This window comes from Bosea sp. BIWAKO-01 (assembly GCF_001748145.1).
In the GTDB taxonomy this organism is placed as follows: domain Bacteria; phylum Pseudomonadota; class Alphaproteobacteria; order Rhizobiales; family Beijerinckiaceae; genus Allobosea.
In genome coordinates, this window is the sequence record NZ_BCQA01000001.1 from 5,519,183 (window position 1) to 5,537,641 (window position 18,459).

15 protein-coding genes are annotated in these 18,459 nt (G+C 63.7%); 6 read left to right on the forward strand and 9 right to left on the reverse strand.

The features are described 5' to 3' along the window. Positions 1-60 precede the first annotated feature (60 nt). The 4 genes from BIWAKO_RS25775 to BIWAKO_RS25790 all read right to left on the reverse strand — a co-directional run bounded on the left by BIWAKO_RS25775 (position 61) and on the right by BIWAKO_RS25790 (position 4,377). The gene (locus BIWAKO_RS25775; protein WP_244523545.1) at positions 61-1,764 is read right to left on the reverse strand and encodes an adenylate cyclase; all 1,704 of its coding nucleotides are present in this window, start codon (positions 1,762-1,764) and stop codon (positions 61-63) included. A 285-nt stretch (positions 1,765-2,049) separates the two neighbouring features. Further along, positions 2,050-3,282 (reverse strand): HlyD family secretion protein, encoded by a 1,233-nt coding sequence (locus tag BIWAKO_RS25780; protein ID WP_069881082.1) that lies wholly within the window; start codon positions 3,280-3,282, stop codon positions 2,050-2,052. Next, a complete protein-coding gene (locus BIWAKO_RS25785; protein WP_069881083.1) occupies positions 3,275-3,736 on the reverse strand; it encodes a hypothetical protein in 462 nt (153 codons plus the stop codon). Before BIWAKO_RS25785 ends, BIWAKO_RS25780 begins: the two co-directional genes overlap by 8 nt. A gap of 59 nt (positions 3,737-3,795) precedes the next feature. Further along, positions 3,796-4,377 carry a hypothetical protein gene (locus tag BIWAKO_RS25790; protein WP_141740234.1) on the reverse strand — a complete coding sequence of 194 codons (582 nt, stop codon included), beginning with the start codon at positions 4,375-4,377 and terminating at the stop codon, positions 3,796-3,798. A gap of 621 nt (positions 4,378-4,998) precedes the next feature. Between BIWAKO_RS25790 and BIWAKO_RS25800 the strand changes: the two genes are divergently transcribed. The 5 genes from BIWAKO_RS25800 to BIWAKO_RS25820 all read left to right on the forward strand — a co-directional run bounded on the left by BIWAKO_RS25800 (position 4,999) and on the right by BIWAKO_RS25820 (position 8,874). After that, positions 4,999-5,490, forward strand: coding sequence for a hypothetical protein (locus BIWAKO_RS25800; protein WP_069881086.1), 492 nt, complete (start codon positions 4,999-5,001; stop codon positions 5,488-5,490). Positions 5,491-5,510: 20 nt separating this feature from the next. Further along, positions 5,511-6,302, forward strand: coding sequence for a polyphosphate kinase 2 (gene ppk2 / locus BIWAKO_RS25805; RefSeq protein WP_069882787.1), 792 nt, complete (start codon positions 5,511-5,513; stop codon positions 6,300-6,302). A 233-nt stretch (positions 6,303-6,535) separates the two neighbouring features. After that, entirely contained in the window at positions 6,536-7,396 is an 861-nt protein-coding gene (locus BIWAKO_RS25810) for a sensor histidine kinase (protein WP_141740235.1), read from the forward strand. Between the two features lie 9 nt (positions 7,397-7,405). Continuing rightward, positions 7,406-8,017, forward strand: a complete 612-nt coding sequence (locus BIWAKO_RS25815; protein WP_069881088.1) for a response regulator transcription factor — start codon at positions 7,406-7,408, stop codon at positions 8,015-8,017. 170 nt (positions 8,018-8,187) lie between these two features. Then, a complete protein-coding gene (locus tag BIWAKO_RS25820) occupies positions 8,188-8,874 on the forward strand; it encodes a hypothetical protein (RefSeq protein ID WP_244523546.1) in 687 nt (228 codons plus the stop codon). Here BIWAKO_RS25820 and BIWAKO_RS25825 read toward each other — a convergent pair. The 5 genes from BIWAKO_RS25825 to BIWAKO_RS25845 all read right to left on the reverse strand — a co-directional run bounded on the left by BIWAKO_RS25825 (position 8,871) and on the right by BIWAKO_RS25845 (position 15,370). Next, entirely contained in the window at positions 8,871-10,565 is a 1,695-nt protein-coding gene (locus tag BIWAKO_RS25825) for a SulP family inorganic anion transporter (RefSeq protein WP_069881089.1), read from the reverse strand. The genes BIWAKO_RS25820 and BIWAKO_RS25825 overlap by 4 nt on opposite strands. Before the next feature lie 51 nt (positions 10,566-10,616). Beyond that, positions 10,617-12,203 carry a CYTH and CHAD domain-containing protein gene (locus tag BIWAKO_RS25830; protein ID WP_069881090.1) on the reverse strand — a complete coding sequence of 529 codons (1,587 nt, stop codon included), beginning with the start codon at positions 12,201-12,203 and terminating at the stop codon, positions 10,617-10,619. 30 nt (positions 12,204-12,233) lie between these two features. After that, a complete protein-coding gene (locus BIWAKO_RS25835; RefSeq protein WP_069881091.1) occupies positions 12,234-13,163 on the reverse strand; it encodes a DUF2950 domain-containing protein in 930 nt (309 codons plus the stop codon). After that, entirely contained in the window at positions 13,160-14,956 is a 1,797-nt protein-coding gene (locus BIWAKO_RS25840) for a DUF3300 domain-containing protein (RefSeq protein ID WP_069881092.1), read from the reverse strand. Before BIWAKO_RS25840 ends, BIWAKO_RS25835 begins: the two co-directional genes overlap by 4 nt. A 108-nt stretch (positions 14,957-15,064) precedes the next feature. Beyond that, the gene (locus BIWAKO_RS25845; protein ID WP_069881093.1) at positions 15,065-15,370 is read right to left on the reverse strand and encodes a hypothetical protein; all 306 of its coding nucleotides are present in this window, start codon (positions 15,368-15,370) and stop codon (positions 15,065-15,067) included. 293 nt (positions 15,371-15,663) lie between these two features. On the opposite strand from BIWAKO_RS25845, the gene BIWAKO_RS25850 reads away from it, so the two are divergent. Beyond that, the gene (locus BIWAKO_RS25850; RefSeq protein ID WP_069881094.1) at positions 15,664-18,414 is read left to right on the forward strand and encodes an aminotransferase class I/II-fold pyridoxal phosphate-dependent enzyme; all 2,751 of its coding nucleotides are present in this window, start codon (positions 15,664-15,666) and stop codon (positions 18,412-18,414) included. Positions 18,415-18,459 lie beyond the last annotated feature (45 nt).

Below are 18,459 nucleotides of genomic sequence, written 5' to 3' on the forward strand. Positions count from 1 at the left end.
CCCGCAGTTGACAGAGCGCCGTGCCGAGGGTTCCCCAGTCGAATATCGCGCCGCGAGGGCCTAATCTGCATGGGTTAGGCGCTGCCGGAGCGGAAAGCCGGCGAGCCGGGCACCTTCGATCAGGACGGCGCGATCCCTTTCGTTGAAATTGCGCTTGGCGAGCTCCGCATCGAGATTGGCGAAGAAGTCGGGACGCAGCTTGAGAAACTGCGCCCTGCTCGCGGTGGCCTCTGCATCAAGGCCGGCGCGCGCATAGATGAGTGCGGCCACGAAATGATAGAGCGAGAAGCTGGCGAGATCCGCCCGCCGGATCAATGAGAGCGCCATCTGATCATCATTCAGCATATAGGCCGCGAGCGCCTGCATCCCGACATAGTAGCTCGATCGGACCGGATTTCTTGCAACCGCTTCATCGAGCAGATCAAAGCCGCGCTTCCACTGACCTGCCTGCGCGAGGCGGCTGCCATATTCCCCGAGCAGTTCCATGTCATTCGGGTTGAGAGCCAGCGCCCTCTCCCCGATCCGTAGAGCCTCGGTCGGCTCCTGGTTGAAGAACAGCGTCGTCATCAGAGCCTGTTGAGCCCGCACATTCTCCGGATCGAGCTCGACAGCGCGCTGTGCGGCGCTGCGGGCCCTGGAGATCGCATCCGGGAGTCCTGGCCGGCGGTTCAGCTGGAAGCGGTCCTCGTCGAGATAGAGATAGGACAGCATGGCCCAGCCCGTCGAATAATTGGGATAGAGTGCAGTCGTCTGTTCCAGGCATTGCCGCGTCGCGATGTGCTCGTCCTGACCCAGGCTTTGCTTGTACCGGTAGAAGCGGAGCATGCACTGATAGGCATCGAAGCTCTCGGGCCTGCCGTCCTCCGCCTTCATCTGCGAGGTATCGAACATGATCCCATAGGGTTGGGCGACGGCTGTCGCGACCTTGGCGGCGATATCGGATTGGACGCCCAGGATGTCCCTGACGCGCAAATCCGCATCATACGCCCGGGACCAGAGGATCGCCGCCGTAGCGCCATCGAGCAGGCGGCTGGAGACCCGGAGCTTTCCGTCAGCGGTGCGTATGCTGCCTTCAAGGACGAACGCCCTGCCCGGCCTGCCTCCGGCCTCCGGTGCGGGGAGCGCGGACGTCGTCTTGCCCGGCAACTCCCGCACATAGACCGACACTTCCTTGAACCTCGCCAGCTGGACGAGCACCTCTTCGGTGATGCCCGCTGCCAGCAGCCCGGCCTCGGAGCCAGCCGAGAGATTGGCGAAGGGCGCCACGACAAGGGCTGGCCGGACCGGGTCGACCGCCCGATCGTTGCGCCAGACCTGACTCATCCCGACGCCGCCGACGACCAGCGCCATGGCGCCGATCAGCGCCCAGACCCAGGGTGTCCGCGGCTTCGGCCGGGCCGAGACGGCTATAGCCGCGTGCTGCGGCCTCTGCTCGTGCCCGACCGATGGATCGAGCGAGCGCCATGAGAAATGCGGAACGTAGCCGCCCTTCGGAATTTCGATGAGCACGCGATCGGCCTGCCCCGCGACAAAGTAATAGCGCTCCATCGCGCGTCTGAGACGCCCGGCTTCGATGCGCACGACGGGATCATTCTGAATATCGAAATGTGAGTCCCGGCCCAGAACCTGGGTCGCGATCGAATAGGCCTTGATGCGCTCGGCCCGGCCCGCAAGCGTCTCACTGGTAACATAGCTTAAAAACCGCCTGATCCGATCGGATACCTTGAACTCCGGACTTGCCAGGATCAGTTCAAGTTGTTCCATAATATCTCTAGATGATGGGCCGCTTCCGTCAGAACTCAGAAAGGCCCTGCCAGAATCTCTGCGCTGCATGGACTTGGCCTCCCCCGACCAATATCTCCACGTACAGGTCTGAAATCCGTAACAAATTTAAGAAGCGCGCGGGGAGCTTACGCCCGCCCGACGCGTTCGGCCACCATTTTTATGGGGATCTCGTGCGGCCGCTATGCCCTGCGAGAGCCAAGGGCCGCGAGTTGCGCGCATTGCAGGCGCGAGTGAAGTCGATCGATCGGTGAGAGAACCGCCGGATCAGTGCCCGGTGAAAACCAGTGTTTGAATGGGCAGAACGAGAGCCTGGATTCTCAGCAGCATGGCATGAACAAGCCCGACCGCATCGACCGCATGAAGCACGACCTTCTTGACGGAGCCGGTTTCCTTTGACTCGATGCGATCGTGATTGCTCGAATAGGCGTTGGCGATGCAGCTGCTGCCCGGCGTCACCCCGTCGAGACCATCGGGATAAAGCGGCTCGAGAAATGTCAGGATCGTGCCGGGCCTGGCAATCTGCTGAACATCGATCAATTGCTCGCCGCCGCGAAACTGCCCGGCTGCTATGAAGTCCTGCACTCCGGTCACGACCATCGGAATGATGACCCAGGGCTTCGAAATGCAGGTGGCCTCGGCAACCATGCCCACCTTCATGACCTGCGCCTCGATCTGGGAGAAGCCCGCCTGCAGGGAGGATCGCCCCGCCTCCTCGGGGATCAGCACGCCGCCCGGGCGCAGGAGCGGGTTGACGATGTCACCAACACGAAGGGCAAATTGTTCAACGCGTCCGGTCACACCTGCTCTGACAACCGTCTTGTCAAGATCGGCCTGAGCCTGAGCCAGAGCCGCCACAGCACTTTCCCTTTCCGCGGGGAGCAGTGTCGAGATCCGTATCTGCGCCGTATCGCGCGCCGCGATGGCAGAATTCACAGCCGCTTCTCGCCCGGCCACCATAACCTCCAGCCGCTCGATCTCACGCTGCGCGACGACATTCGCGTTCCGTCGCATCAATTCCTGCTTGGTCCGCAACTCGTCCTGCGCCTGCTGCAGGTCACTCCTCGCCTCCTGGATCTTGGATTCGTTCGAGGCGAGTTCCGAGCGGGCGACGGTAAGGGCAGCGTCGGTCTCGACAATCTTGCGGCGGGCGGTTTCTGCTGCAGCTTCCTGCCGGCTGCTATCCAGGCGGAAGATGGGTGCGCCCTTCTCGATCCTGCCGCTGCCCCGGATATAGACCTCGGCGACCCGTCCATTGATCTCGGGAACAATCGGCACCGTTCTGAAGAACAGGGCCGCATTCGAGGTCGAGGGGTGATTGTAGAAGATCACGGTGATCAACCCGATGGTCAGCATCGCGCAGGCCGTGATGCCCCAGCGCAATTCGAACCAGACCGAGTAGAGCGTGATCTCCTTGCCGATGCGCCTGCCCTGACCGTAGCGGCGAAAGAGGTAGTCGGGCAGGATCGTCAGAAGCGAGCAGAACATCAGCTCAAGCATGGGTCGGCTCCTTCGGCGGCGCATGAACCTCGGCTGTGCGATCGACCGGACCTTCATGGGGATCGGTCGAGGCAGGCTGCTCGGTCGTCGAGCCGCCACGGCGGGGCGCCACACCCGCAATTCGCTCGAGAGCATGAGCCATGCGGCCGAAGAGGCCGGAGAAGTCAGGCAAGTCGATCAGCGCCAGCAGGAGCCCCGCCACCCAGAACAGGTGGACATGCGTGAACAGCGCCAGAAGCCCGAGGACCGCGACAATCTCGAACTGGAGCTTCTGCGACTTGTGGGCCATCCGTTCCGGCAAGGTGTGCAGCCGAAAGAAGATGATGCCGACCGTCAGGACCGCGACGAGGAGGAGCACCGCCATGGCGACCATGAGATAGTCGGTCTCGCCCGGAGCCGTGATGAAAGGCGGCAAATAGTGCGGGGCAGCGGGATGAATGTTCGGCGACGCCATGACTTCCCCATCCGACCCTGAGCGCTTTCGCAACGGTATCCGTGTCAGGCACGGCGCGGTTACTTGAGCGTCACCTGGAACGCCTCGGTAAAGACGAGTTCGATCATGTCGCCGCGCTTCAGCTTCTGCAGATCAGCGGCAAGGACGGGGTCCGCAACCGGTAGGGAACGCCGACCATCCGGACCGTCGATCGTGACAATCTTCTTGGCGGGGTCGAAGCCGTTGAACTTCGCCGTCACGGTCGCGGTACGGGTCACAAACCGTGAGGGGAGGTTCTGGAAGACCGCATCCGACTTGCCCTCGGAGTACCGGATGCCGGGCTTGAGGCCCTTCTTGCCCCTGGTCACGGCTGCGATCGCCCCGTCGATGCGCCTGATCTCGAGATTGTCTCCGACCTTGACCTTGGAGAGATCTCCGAACACTTCGGGCACTTCGACGAGCCAGCGATGTTGTCGCTGCTGCACGATCATCGTGCGATTGGGCCGGTCGACTGCCGCAACCTTGACATTGAGTTCATCGATGGCTGCCGGGCCGACGCCAGCGACAATGACCGTCTGCGCTGTAGCCGGCTGGCTGCCGGACCAGGAGGCCACGCCGGCAACGAGGGCGAAGGCAAGCGACCAGTTCTTCAATGTCGACACGGTGTGGCCTCCGGGTTCGCCCATCTGGCAGCTGCTTCTTCCGTCACTGCGGCCGCGGCTGGGAGCGGGGCTTCGGTGAAGGCGCAACGATAGGCGACGGCCCAGGGGAGCGGGAGTAACTAACGGGAGGTTACGCCCGCACGACGTTGTCCAGTGGCCAGAACGCCGCTCGATCCGCCGCAAGCCCCGCCCCCGTCGACCAGGTCTTAATGGCCGCACGCGTCGTTTGCGGTCGCCCGGCGGGCGTAGCCTCCCGTTAGTTACTCCCGCAGGCGCGATCTTTCTCCATAGTGGTCGCACTGTAGCGCTCATCGGCGGGAGTACCGTTGCGATGGATCAGGGCGTGCTGGCTGCCATTCGGCATCTTCCGGCCCATGGGAGGTCGATCAAGGAACGAGCACTCCGAAGCGAGAGTTTTCGTACGCTATGCGGAGACCTGGCTGAGGCCGAACGGGCCCTCGCGGAGTGGGAGAATTCGCTGCTGCCCGTCCGCAAGGCGCGCTGCATCGAATACCGACAGCTCATCGAGAGCCTCGAAACCGAGCTCAGGGAAGCCCTTGGTCGACCAGACGGTATTTGACGAGGCGGCAAATCGCGATTTCGACCGGAGAGGAGACGGCAATGTCCCAGACCGCGGCGCACGGCGTGAAAACCAACATTCTCGCCGACGAGAGTTTCATGTCGGCCGACGACCTGAATGCCTACATGGCAGAAATCGAGATGGCGAAGGCATCCAAGATGCTGGGTGCCATGGATAAGGCCGAGGAGGCACGCCAGAAGCTGGTCAAGACGCTTCGGGAAGAGGTCGAGGTCAACGCGGAGCTGATTGCCCGGATCAAGCACAACCTCGCAGTGAAGACGCGCGCGGCCGCCGAGCGCGGCGAGCGCGAGGTCATGGTGATGCGGTTCCCGAGCGCGCTGTGCAACGACAAGGGCCGTGCGCTCAACAATTCAGAGCCGGATTGGCCCACCACCCTCACCGGCCGGCCGCGCCAGGCCTATGAATTCTGGAGGGAGCATCTGAAGCCCGCGAATTATCGGCTGCGCGCGATGATCATCGACTGGCCCGGCGGGCTGCCGGGCGACGTTGCATTCTTCCTGGCCTGGTCCTGACCGAAACGGAGTGCGTGATCATGGATGCCCCCGTCAGCAAGGCCATGAAGCGAGAGCCCTACGAGCGCCAGTTGAAGGAGTATCACGGCGAACTGGTCAAGCTCCAGGAATGGGCCAAGCATACCGGCGCCAAGATCTGCATCCTCTTCGAAGGCCGTGATGGCGCCGGCAAGGGCGGCGTCATCAAGGCGATCACCGAACGGGTGAGCCCCCGGGTCTTTCGCGTCGTTGCGCTTCCCCCGCCGACCGAGCGCGAGCGCTCCCAGATGTATGTCCAGCGCTATCTGCCGCATCTGCCGGCGGCCGGCGAAGTCGTGATTTTCGACCGCAGTTGGTACAACCGCGCCGGCGTCGAGAGGGTGATGGGGTTCTGTACGGAAGAACAGGCCAAGGCCTTCCTGTTCGCGGTCCCGAGCGTCGAGAAGGTCATCGTCGAATCCGGCATCATCCTGCTGAAGTACTGGCTCGAGGTCAGTCCGAAGGAACAGACGCGACGTATCGAGGAGCGCATCACCGACCCGCGCAAGATCTGGAAACTGTCGCCGATGGATCTGAAATCCTATGGCCGCTGGAATGATTATTCCCAGGCCCGCGACGACATGTTCCGGGCCAGCGATACGAGCTGGGCGCCGTGGTTTGCGGTGCACTCCGACGACAAGCGCCGCGCCCGGCTGAACATCATCTCCCATATCCTGTCCTCGATTCCCTACGAGGCGCTACCGCGCGAGAAGATCAAGCTGCCGAAGCGCGGGAAACTGGACGACCACCAGGAGACGAACTTCGCAAGGCACTGGGTCGCGGAGACCTGCTGAAGCGCAACGGGTAAGGCAGCGACAGGGAGGCCACATTGCAGCGCTCCGAGGCGGCACTGGGCGTTCGACTTCCCGCGGGAGCGGAGGCCGCCGCGGCGGCATTGCGTGCTGTCCGGCACCGATACCTGATCCTGTGTGGGGTCCTCGCGCTGGCCGTGATCTCCGGCCTCCTTCTCAACTTCGTCCTCGGCTCGAGACCGGGCGAGGTCTCGAATGCGATCAGATACGCAGACATGGTCGCGCGTCAGCCCACGGCTTGGGAGCAGTACGGCTGGCCGATCGCAGGGTTCTCGATCGCGCTGTTCCTGCAGGCAGTCCTGATCGTCCTGCTGCTCTTCGAACGTCAACGACGCGCTGCTGCAGAGCGGGAGGCAGGTCGGTTCCAGTCCGAAGCCGTGGCGGTCGATCGGCGGATTTCCCTGGGAGAAATGTCCGCGTACATCGCGCACGAGCTCAAGCAGCCGCTCGGCGCGATCCTCATCAATACCGAAGCGGCCGAGATCATCCTTAGGAAAGCAGCCCCCAGCATCGCGGACCTTCAGGACATCGTCGCGGACATCAAGCGGGACGAGATGCGCGCGGTCGAGATCATCGACCGCGTGCGGAACATGATCCGACCGACACCAACGCCCGCACGGACGATGGATCTCAATCGCTGCATCCGCGATACATTCCGGCTCGTTTCCGGCCGCGCTGCAGCAAACGCTATCGTCCTGAAAGCAGAGCTGGACGAGAGACTTCCGGAGATTGCGGCCGACGCCATCCAAATTCAGCAGGTGATCCTCAACATCACTATCAACGCACTCGATGCCATGATCGGCCATGGCAGCTCCCGACAGGAAATCGTCGCAAGGAGCGTAGCCCGTGGACCAAACATCATCGAGCTATCCATCATCAACTACGGACCTTCAGTGCCGCCTCATGCATTGGAGAAGGTCTTCGATGAATATTACACCACAAAGGCCGACGGCCTGGGCCTCGGACTGGCGATCAGCAGGAGGATCATTCTCGCGCATCGCGGGCGGATCTGGGTCGCCAACCGCGATGATGGCGGTGTCGCCTTCCATATCCATCTCCCCGCCATGAAGACATGAGGGGCCTTGATGCCAGCCAATATCTACCTGGTCGATGACGACACGTCCTTCAGAACCGCAATGGTCCGCTTGCTCGAAGCGTCCGGCTTCCAGGCGAAATCATACGGCACCGGAGCCGAGTTCCTGGACCAGCTTCCCGACGAAGGAACTGACGGTTGCATTCTGCTCGACGTCGACATTCCGGGCGTAAGCGGCCCTGAGCTTCAGATTCGCCTGAATGCAGCCGGATCGCGATTGCCCGTGATATTCCTCACCGGTCACGGCGACATTCCAACCAGTGTCCGCACGATCAAGGCCGGCGCAGAAGATTTCCTGACAAAGCCGGTCAGCAAGGACGTGCTGTTCGATGCGATAAACCGGGCCCTGGCACGGTGTCGCCGCACCCGGCACGATGGCGATGGCGCCGTATTGCGAGCGCTCCGGCTCGGCAGCCTCACCCCACGGGAGCGCGAGGTCTTCGTTCTCGTGGCGAGAGGCCGGATGAACAAGCAGATCGCCTACGAACTCGGAACCACCATCCGCACCGTCAAGGCTCACCGGCACAATGTGATGGAAAAGATGGCCGCCCGCTCGATAGCCGAGCTTGTCCTGTCCGCGGAGCAGCTGGGTCTGATTTCCTAGCAAGGACGGGCAACCGGTTCGCCAGAGCCCGCACGCCTTGCATCACGTCCGTGCAGCTCGAAGGATACGGTCACGGGGACAGGTGGCGCCGAACGAAACGGTGCGCTTCCCGGAGATGCACGAGCCGGCGGCAGTCCCAAGAAACGAGGTTGCCCAAGAAACGAGGTTGCATGGCGATGACGACCGACCCCGCACGGAGTGGATTAGACCAGCATCCGGCCAAGGGTCTGAAGACCCCGAGAGCTGCCGCCGCGGCCGGGATCCTGTTTTCGGTGCTGCTGCTGACCTCGCTCTTCCTGCTCCTCGACACCGTGCGGCTGGACCCGCGGGACCCTGGCGACTGGCTCGGCCCGCAATCCTGGAAAGTGGCGCTCGCACTCAACCTGATCCCGTTCGCGGGCATCGCGTTCCTGTGGTTCGTCGGCGTCCTCCGCGACCGGATGGGGGCGGCCGAAGACAAGCTCTTTGCGACGGTCTTTCTCGGAAGCGGCCTTCTGTTCATCGGCCTTCTCTTCGTCTCCGCTTCATCGATCGGAGCCATCCTCATCGCCTATTCCGCGCTTCCCCGGGACATGCCGGGATCGGTGACCTTCATGCTGGCAAGGTCGCTCGCCTACCATCTGACCAGCATCTACGCACTGAAAATGGCGGGCGTTTTCCTGATGACGGCTTCGACGATCGTCCTGCGCACCGGGATTGCCGCACGCGTAACGGCGATCATCGGGTACATTGCCGCCGCCATCATCCTGATCGGCAGTCAATTCATGGATTGGACCGTGATCATCTTCCCGGTCTGGGTCTTCATCGTCAGCGTCGACATCCTCATTCGGGAGGCCCGCTCGCGTGCGACCAGTTAGGTCCCCGCGCCTGCTGGAATGACGTGCCGCTCGGCTTCAAAGGCCCCGACGGCATCCTGAAGCTCGTCGAAGATCAGCCCTGGCCCAAGCGCATCGACGAAGCCTGACCGCCTGAGAATATCCATCGGATCCCGGTGCAGCTCCGCGAACGCCAGCGTCACGCCGCGCTCGGCAAGCGCTCTTCGCAACTGGTCGAACATCACTGCAGCGGTTGAATCGATCTGGGCGATCGCGCTGGCATCGATCACGAGCCAGCGCGTCCCCGGCGGCGCCGCGTCGACAAGGCTCTCAATCCGGGCCTTGACGTATTCGGCGTTGAAGAACAGCACGCTGCCCTGCACGAGGTAGATCACCAGTCCGGGAACGGGTTGCGCCTCCTGCACCCGATGCAGTTTGTAGAAGCCCGGCCTGCCGGGAGCGCGCCCGAGCAAGGCATCGCGCGGTCGCATGCCCTTCAGCAGCAGATGCAGCAGCGTCCCGGCTATGGCGATCACCACGCCGCTCAGCACCCCCAGGCTGATCGCTCCCCACATGCTGATCAGCGCAAAGACAAACTCGACCCGGCTGATCCGCCAGGTTTCCCTCAAGCCGGACAGGTCGATGAGATTCAAGGCCGCAGAGACGAGAATGGCGCCGAGTGCCGGCACGGGCAGGATACGGAGGGCCTGATTGAGATAGAGCAGCAGCGCCGTCAGAGCGCCGGCCGCGACCAACCCAGACAGCTGCGAACGCGCGCCGGCCGAGAGGTTTATCGCCGTTCGCGAATCCGAGACGGTGATGGGAAACCCGCTGAACAGTCCAGACGCGATATTGGCCGCACCGATGCCGACGAGCTCGCGGTTCGCATCAATCGCAAAATTGCCGCGCACCCCGAAACTGCGCGCGCTAACCAGCCCCGAGCTGACGCTGACGAGCCATATGGCCCCCGCGCCGAGCACGAGCTCGCGCAGCGGCAAAGCAGTCCCGGTGGGAAACGACAGGGCCGGGAGCACGTTCGGCAGGCTGCCGACGACCTTGATGCCCATCCCCTCGAAATTGAACAGATAGGAGGCGATCGCTGCAACGACGACGACGACGAGAGGCCCCGGGATCGGAAAGCGCAGGCGCGGCAGGATCAGCAGAAGCGCCAGCATGACAGCTCCCAGCGTGACCGAAGGCCAATGGATCAGGTCCGATCTTCGCAACAATTCCAGGACGGGAGCCAGCAGGCCGTCGGCATCGATCTTCACGCCGGTCAACCGGCCGATCTGGCCCACCATGATCGATATCGAGATGCCGCTGATGAAGCCTATCAGGATCGGCCTGGACAGGAAGGCCGCGATGGCGCCAAGCCCGACGGTGCTGGCGAGAATGCTGAGGATGCCGACAGCCAATGCAAGTGCCGCAGCCGTGGCGACCCGGTCTTCGGGAGAGGCGGCCGGCAGCGTGGCCATGACCGCGGCGAGCACCGTCATGGTCGCCGCATCGGGGCCGAGGATGAGCTTGTGGGAGGGGCCGAAGAGCGCGTAGCCGACGAGCGGCAGGATGCTCGCATAGATCCCCACCTCGACGGGCAGCCCTGCGATCGCGGGATAGGCAATGGCGCTCGGGATCGCGACCGCGGCCACCGCCAGGCCTGCGGTCACATCAAAACGCAGCCAGTCGGGCGAGAAGCCGGAGAAGCCGCTCAGGATTGGAAGGCGACCGAACATCGTTGCTCCCTTGCGCCCGTTCCGCCGAGCCCGGAGGCTCGCCGGAACGGGCTATGCCGGATCGGGATCTTTCCCCTCGTCGAAATCGAGATCGGCCCGCTGCAGCGAGGAGCGGGCAGACGCTGCGCTATCCATCACGTCCTTGGTGTCGGAGGTGCGGCAGAGCGCAGTTGCAAGGCCTGCGGCAAAGAGAAGGCGGCCGCTGCCGCTGTCCCCGCCCAGCACCTCCTCGACATAGCTCCGGAGCAAGGCCTCGCCGGTCCTGCGATCATTGAGGTCGCCAAGGACGCGCTGGATTGTCTGGAGAGGCTCGATGAGGCCGGAGAAGCTTCGCCGGGGCAGCAGCGCACCGAAGGGGTCGATCATGTAGCGGAGCTTCTTGGCGCGAACGCGCGCCTCATGCTGTTCGGGTGGATCGAGCCGCTCGATGTGCCGGCAGCGCTTGAGGAACGACTTCAGCCGCGGCCGAAGTTCGTGCCTCAGATAGCGGCCGATCGGCATCTGGAGCAGCTCGGTCTGCTCCGGCGTCGGCGAGGTTCGCGCGAGCGCGGCATCCAGCGCGCCGAGCAGGTCGAGGCTGAGGTCCAGGACTGCCGGCGATTTCAGATAGGCGATCGCCGCCTCGCGAGCGTGCGCACTCCGGGCTTCAAAGACCGCCCTCAGATCCGCAACGCCCGGCGCGTTGCCATGGCTCATGACAAGCGTGGCCAGGACGGTCTCGCAGAGGACATCGACCTCGCGGGATGCGCCGAGAAACTGGGTCAGCCAGCGAAGCCGTGGCGAAAGGTCATTTTCACCTCGCCATTGCAGGGCCGGTTCGAACAATGAAGCGAGCGCCCGTATCCGGCGAATGCAGACCCGCGCTTGGTGCAGCGCCTCTCCGTCGCCGGCCGCCGCGAGCAAGGCAAAATTATCGAAGAGTCCGGCGAAGCAGGTGGAGAACGCGCTCTGGATGGCTTGTTTCGTGCTCATGTCCGGCGTGACGTCGAAGGACAGCTCGCTGACGGCGTTCTGCGGGAAATCCGCCATCAGCCGGAAGCCCCGCTCGCCCTTGGACGACAAGACCGGCAGCGAGGGCACGACCGATGCCAGATCACGGGCACAGTTCAGGAGCGCAGCCGGCGTACCGCTTGCGAGCTCGAGCTCGGCCTCGCAGATCGGCAACGACCGGTCGTCGCGCTGGATCTCTCCGATGTCGAGCGCCAGTTCCACAGTCGCATCGGGGCGCATGATGACGAAGGTCCTGCGGCTGACCTGAGTGCTGAAGACCGGTCGCAAGCTGCTCAATCCGCGGTCGCCCAGCACATCGCCCACAGGCGTCCCTGCGAGCGTATCCTTCGACGGTGCATCAGCCGTGACGACGCATTCCCACTCGCCGCGCATGATCGCTCCGGCGCCACTCGACTTGACCGTCTGGATGTTCTTCCGGCCGTCATGCCGGATGCGAAGCGAGTAGCCCTTGCGCCGCAGCTTGAGCTTGGGAGTGTCGAAGTAGACGGAGTTCAGGCGCCGCGTCCTGCTCTTCCCAGCTGTCCCCAACACCTTGGCCGCCCGGGCATAGTGCTCGAGGTCCCCACTCATGGGAATGAGTTTCAGCTCGACCTCGCGATTGTCCGGCATCATCGGCACCAAAGCCATTCCCGGTCGCGTCCGCCAGGTGGACTGCCATCAACTCTGCGGCACCGAAACCTTCTCCCAGGTCTTGTCGGGATCGTATGAGCGAATACGCGTGGCGAGCCGGCTCGTCCTGGGGCCGAGATCCTTCTGATACACCGTTCCGTCCTGGTTCACGATGAAGCTCATGACGCCGGAGTTGCCGTATTCAGCGGGATAGGCGAGCAGGGCGAAGCCGCCAATCATCTTGCCGCCGACCACATAGTCCATGCTGCCGCCCGGCGCAGCAGGCCCCTGACGCTTCAGGATCTTGTAGAAATAGCCATGATAGGGCGTCTTGCCCTGCCCGCCCTTGTAGCCTTCGCGCTCGGCCTGCGCGGCGAGCGCGCCCAGCGGACTGGCCTCCTCCCCTGCCCCCGTGCCCCAGTACAAGCCGTCCCGCTTCCCCGGCCGGCTCGCGACACGCTGGGCATAGGAGCCCACACCCGCGCCAGTTCTGTCCTTGCTGGCATATTCGTTCTGGGCGTCGACATAGGCCAGGCTGACCTGGATGGCATCGAGCTCATTGCGCCCGAGGCGCCTGGCCACGATTTCCTTGCGCCCGGCCTCGGTGTCGAACCGCCAGTCACCGTTCTTGCGCACGAGCGGGATCGGGAACGGGAAGTCGTTCTGGCCGACGATCAATGTCGCCTTGTCGCCATCGACGGTGACCTGGTGCTTTTCCTGATAGGCGGAGAGGAAGCGCTCCCTGTCCGCCGCGTCGGCGGCCTCATCGCCGGAAAAGACGATGTCTCGCCCCTTGAGCCCGAGCACGCCGAGCATCGGCCCCGTCGCGCTGGTGCGGGCGGCTTCCACCAGGGCAGCGGCGGCTGCTTCCGGCGTCTTGAAAGCCTGCTGGGCGCTCGCCGTTGAGACCCCGGCAAGGGTGCCGGCCGCAATTGCGACGGCCATCCAACGTCGAAAGAACCAGATTGAGCCCGTCATGGCATCGCACCTCCGGACATCTCCGGGAAATCGGCGCTGCATTCTGCGGCCGCCCGGCATTCATGGGGAATGGCACCGCTCGGAAGATGCGAACCGGACGCCCGCCATTGATTATAGGTCTGGAAGCGTACACCGATCCGCTCATAGTACACGCGCAGGAAACCATCGGGGCCCCGTATCACGGCGTCTGGCACGACCTGCTGGACCTCCTGCGCCATCACGCCGACATAGCGCTTGTCACTGCCGTGATAGGTGAACCGATAGAACCCGATTCCGCTCTGGAGCCGACCGAGCTCGATAATGTGATCCTTGAGCGCGATGTCGGAACGCCTGCCGCCACCGCCTCGGCCACCACCTCCTCGGCCACCGCCGTGGAAGCCGCCGCCGCCTCGGCCACCGAAGCCGCCACCGCCCATGCGCGCACCACCGCCCTGGAAGCCGCCACCTCCAACGCGAGGTCCTCCGCCTGCTCGCGCGAAACTCGCTTGCCCACGCGCCGACTGCAGACTGGCGGCCCTGCCGGGCTGCATATTGCCGAAGGCGTTGTCTCGGCGCGGCGCAGCCCGGTTGACATTGCCGCGATTGGCGGGGCGGTTGGCCTGTGCGGGTCTATTTGCCGGCCTCTGAGCGTTCGGACGATTCTGGCGCGCCCGGTCGGCAGTGGCGGGACGGTTCCCGGGGCCCCGATCAGGACGCGCGCTGCCTCCCCCCGCATTGGGCCGGTTGCCGGCATTTGGGCGGTCGCCGGCGTTGGGCCGGTTGCCGGCGTTCGGGCGATCGCCGGCGTTGGGCCGGTTGCCGGCGTTCGGGCGGTCGCCGGCATTGGGCCGGTCAGGGCGCTGGATGACCTGGTTTCCGTCCCGCCCGCGAAAGTCCATGCGTCCGTCGCTGCCGGGGCGGCTGGTGTTTGCGAAGCGCTGCTGGACCGACGAATTGCCGTATCTGACCCCATGGCGATGCTGAGGGTTGTGCTGCCAGTGGGACACGCGATCCCGGTTGATATTGATGTTGTTGTTGTTCCAGTTGATGTTGCCGCCCCAATAGCCGCCGGTCGCCCAGCGGCCGAGCGCGTAGGCGGCTCCGAAGGCGAGCCCTGTCGCGATCACGCCGGTCGCGATGTAGCCCGTGTAGGGAAAGTAGTAGGGTGGATATTCCGGGTAGGGCCAGGAGCCGTAGACGACGCTGGGCTCATAGTACGGCACATAGATGGTGTCCGGTGCGGTCGGAGCGATTGCGATGGTCCGCTTCGGTCCCTCCTGCTGCACGGTCACCGTCTGCTGCGCGCCCGAGGAGAGCTTCTTGTTGTCATACGCCCGCGACCTCATGCGCTGAACCGCATCCATGACGTCGGGCTCCTGAGCGAGAACCGCGTCGCCGAGCTTCTGCGTCCATTCGAGGTTCTTGCTCATCATATCGAGCACCGACGGCGTGGCGACCAAAGCCTTGATGCTGTCGTCCCAGCCCTGCTTCTCGGCGGCTGATTTGAGGGCATCTCCCTTGAGCTTCTTGTTCTCGGCGGCCCAGCGCTGGGCCTGAACGATTTCGAGCGGATAGGTCGACGCCATCAGCACCTGGGCAAGCAGGGTGTCCGGATAAAGCGCGACGGGGGCGAGGAGCGCGTCGAGCTGGGCGGCCGCAAGCAGCGTCTGATCGACCGGCAGGACTGCCGGCGTCACGGCTGCGCCTGGCGAAGCGGCGGGAGGCTGCACCGGCGCCTGCGCCTGTGCCTGCGCAAGAGACTGGAGGGGGACGCCCAGGGCCAACACGCCCGTCAGGACGATCTGGAGAATCATCGCGCTCTCCTGATGTCTGGTCCTTTGGGGCACGGACACCGCGCAAAGGCATTCTGCCGGAAGGTCGGAGCCGTGCTGTCGGCTCCGGATATCGAATTCGAAGTGTCGCTACCGCAGGTTGCTCGGTGCGGCGCCATGGGTGCGCTCCCACTCTCGCAGTCGCTCGAACGCTTCCTTGTTGGCGCGAGCCTCCTCCATTGCTTTCGTCATGAGGCCGGTCTGCTTCATCATCTGCTGTTCGTAGATGAAATCCCACTGGCAGCCATTGATCTTGTTGCATGAATTCGCTGATCCGACGGTCTGCGCGGCAACGAATACGACCGTTGCGGCAAGAACCGCGGCGGCGATTACGACAGACGCTGCAAGGGGAATCAGCTTTCTCATCATCAAAGCCTCCACGATCAATTCGTGCACGGATCCGGGTAAGCTGCCACGCAAACCGTATCTGCCTATCGACTTGGAGTCGCAGCATATACCCACGCAGGATATCGCAATGCGTTCCGACCTGCCCCGTGAATTCTAGCGGATTCCTCGCAACAAGAACCTGTCCCTAAGGACAATACGCCGACGCTCGTCATTGTGCTGTTCTCAACCTGGAATTTTCTAGCGCCGGCCGGCGCCGGCGGGGCCTGCCCGCGGGGCACTGCGTCGGAGGGTATCGGAGGTTTCCTGAACCTCGACCTCATTCAGCCAGGGAAGGAACCGGAATGTCCAGCTCTGCCAAAGACGCGCGCTCGATCGACCATTTCTTCTCCGCACCGTCCGGACGCCATGATCGGTGGCGGGACCTTCATTCCATCGCAAGATCCTGGGCCAATGGGGACGCGAAGCGAGCGGCGGTCGAGTCGGCCCTCGAAGACCTCGCCGTGCTCGAGGAATTCCATGCCTTTCCCGGCACGGAGCTCATGACGGCGCTGCGCGAGCGGCTCAAGAACGACGACAAGCCCGGCTTTCTCGCGCTGGCCAAGCGCATCTCGCTCGACATCATCACAGGCAACTACAAGCAAGATGCTGGCGAATGGCAGAAGGCCGACCTTGCTTTGCCGGACCCCGCCGACGTGCTGCCGCCGGCGCTTGGCGAAACGCGGGCATACCGGCCCTATTTCGAGCTGCTGACCGTCACTCCCGCGCCTGCGGCTCGCTGGCCGCATATCGCCTCCGAATTCCGCCGGCTGCGGCGGCAGGAAGATGCCTTCATCTATGAATCGGTCCTGGTCGGAAGCCTGGAGGACGCCGTCTGCGCCGCCATTCTGAACCCGGACATTGCGGCGGTCGCGATCTACGAGGGCTTCGCATTGCGCTCTCGCCATGATGCCCCGGTGTTGAGGAACGTGCTCGCCACCCAGCACCCCTTGCTGCTGGAGTCGGACGAGGCCGATCTGTCGCTGCGCCTGGCTGCGGGATTGAAGGCGATCCGGCCGGAGCTCGATATCTACCTTCTGTCCGACCGGCGGGTGGAGAAGCTCGCCGGCGATCCCCGTGCGGCCATCATCCGGCGGATCATGTACCAGATCGAGGAGCCGCTCGAACTCCATCTCTCGCTGCTGGAGGGCATCAAGGCGCGCTTCGAGACCCCCTTCTTCGACAATCTCAAGCTCTACGCGCAAAGGCCGATCGCCACGTTCCACGCCCTGCCGATCGCGCGGGGTAAATCGGTCTTCCGATCGCCCTGGATCCGCGACATGGGGCAGTTCTACGGCATCAATCTCTTCCTGGCGGAGAGCAGCGCCACGACGGGCGGGCTCGACAGCTTGCTGGAGCCCACGGGCAACATCAAAAGGGCGCAGGACATGGCGGCCCGGGCCTTCGGCGCCGAGCACGCGTTCTTCGTCACCAACGGCACCAGCACCTCGAACAAGATGGTGCTGCAGGCGCTGGTCGCTCCGGGCGACATCGTCATCCTCGACCGCAACTGCCACAAGTCGCATCATTACGGGCTGGTCCTGAGCGGGGCGCAGCCCTTCTATGTCGAGGCGTTCCCGATGGCGGAATTCTCGATGTATGGCGCGGTCCCGCTGCGGACCATCAAGAAGGCGCTGCTCGACCTGAAGTCCGAGGGACGGCTCGACCGGGTGAAGATGCTCGATCTCACCAACTGCACCTTTGACGGCCACATCTACAACACGCGGCGCGTCATGGAGGAATGCCTGGCGATCAAGCCCGACCTGATCTTCCTCTGGGATGAAGCCTGGTTCGGCTTCGCGCGCTGGTCGCCCTTCCTCCGGCCCCGGACCGGCATGGGAGCAGCCGCCGACATCGAAGCCTGGGCGCAGACGCAAGGCGCAATCGAACAGTTCGAGAAGCAGCGCGCCGAACTCGGCAATGCGCCCTCAGCCGACAAGCTGCTGCAGACGCGCCTCATTCCCGATCCGCGCGCCATTCGCCTGCGGGTCTACCAGACCAACTCGACCCACAAGTCGATGTCGGCCATCCGCCAGGGATCGATGGTGCTGGTGAGGGATGTCGATTTCCACACGATCGAGGCTCAGTTCCACGAGGCGATCTTCACCCATGCCTCGACCAGTCCGAACCAGCAGCTGATCGCGAGTCTCGATGTCGCCCGCCGCCAGATGGAGCTCGAAGGCTACGGGCTCGTCATGAACGCGATCGAGGTCGCGCTCGACATTCGCCGCGAGATCAACTCGCATCCGCTGATCTCCAAGTATTTCAGCATCGTCGGCGCCGACGGCATGGTGCCCAAGGAATACCGCTCCAGCGGCTTCGTCGATTTCCTGGCGCCGGGAACCCGCTGGGACGATCAGTTGCGCAGCATGCGGGAGGACGAGTTCTGCCTCGATCCCACCCGCATGACCCTGGTCTGCGGCACGGCGGGCTTCGACGGCACCAGCTTCAAGGGGCTGCTTGCCTCCGAATACAACATCCAGGTCAACAAGACCTCGCGAAACTCGGTGCTGCTGCAATCGAACATCAACAACACGCGCAGCGATGTCGCGCTTCTGATCAGCGTGCTCCTGAAGATCTGTGGAAGCATCGATACAAGGCTCAAGCACGGTGGCGAGGCCGAGCAGAAGGCCTTCGCAGCGCGCGTCAAGGCGTTGATGAAGGACGTGCCCGACCTGCCGAATTTCAGCCATTTCCACGAATTCTTCCGGCAGGACGCGGGCGACAAGACCCCGGAAGGTGACATCCGCACCGCGTTCTTCGCCGCCTATTCCGAGAAGCAGTGCGAGTATCTGCCGATCGACAGCCCGGAATGCGACCGGCGCCTCAAGGACGGACCGGACATGGTCTCGGCCAATTTCGTGATCCCCTACCCGCCCGGCTTCCCGATCATGGTGCCCGGCCAGGTCATCACGCAGGAAACGATCACCTTCATGCGCAAGCTCGATGTGAAGGAGATCCATGGCTACGAGAAGGCCAAGGGCCTGAAACTGCTCAAAACAGACGTGCTCGCCGGAAAGAAGAGCGCCAATCACGAAAAGGCTCGCAAGAAATAGCGGGCTTCCTAGGCGCCCACGCCAGCGAAAGCGCGGCAGTACTAG

What these genes read in the sequence shown, in the direction of transcription:
- BIWAKO_RS25775 (WP_244523545.1), bottom strand. Translation starts at nt 1,764, where the DNA reads ATGGAACAACTTGAACTGATCCTGGCAAGTCCGGAGTTCAAGGTATCC.
- BIWAKO_RS25780 (WP_069881082.1), bottom strand. Translation starts at nt 3,282, where the DNA reads ATGCTTGAGCTGATGTTCTGCTCGCTTCTGACGATCCTGCCCGACTAC.
- BIWAKO_RS25785 (WP_069881083.1), bottom strand. Translation starts at nt 3,736, where the DNA reads ATGGCGTCGCCGAACATTCATCCCGCTGCCCCGCACTATTTGCCGCCT.
- BIWAKO_RS25800 (WP_069881086.1), top strand. Translation starts at nt 4,999, where the DNA reads ATGTCCCAGACCGCGGCGCACGGCGTGAAAACCAACATTCTCGCCGAC.
- ppk2 (WP_069882787.1), top strand. Translation starts at nt 5,511, where the DNA reads ATGGATGCCCCCGTCAGCAAGGCCATGAAGCGAGAGCCCTACGAGCGC.
- BIWAKO_RS25810 (WP_141740235.1), top strand. Translation starts at nt 6,536, where the DNA reads ATGGTCGCGCGTCAGCCCACGGCTTGGGAGCAGTACGGCTGGCCGATC.
- BIWAKO_RS25815 (WP_069881088.1), top strand. Translation starts at nt 7,406, where the DNA reads ATGCCAGCCAATATCTACCTGGTCGATGACGACACGTCCTTCAGAACC.
- BIWAKO_RS25820 (WP_244523546.1), top strand. Translation starts at nt 8,188, where the DNA reads ATGGCGATGACGACCGACCCCGCACGGAGTGGATTAGACCAGCATCCG.
- BIWAKO_RS25825 (WP_069881089.1), bottom strand. Translation starts at nt 10,565, where the DNA reads ATGTTCGGTCGCCTTCCAATCCTGAGCGGCTTCTCCGGCTTCTCGCCC.
- BIWAKO_RS25830 (WP_069881090.1), bottom strand. Translation starts at nt 12,203, where the DNA reads ATGGCTTTGGTGCCGATGATGCCGGACAATCGCGAGGTCGAGCTGAAA.
- BIWAKO_RS25835 (WP_069881091.1), bottom strand. Translation starts at nt 13,163, where the DNA reads ATGACGGGCTCAATCTGGTTCTTTCGACGTTGGATGGCCGTCGCAATT.
- BIWAKO_RS25840 (WP_069881092.1), bottom strand. Translation starts at nt 14,956, where the DNA reads ATGATTCTCCAGATCGTCCTGACGGGCGTGTTGGCCCTGGGCGTCCCC.
- BIWAKO_RS25850 (WP_069881094.1), top strand. Translation starts at nt 15,664, where the DNA reads ATGTCCAGCTCTGCCAAAGACGCGCGCTCGATCGACCATTTCTTCTCC.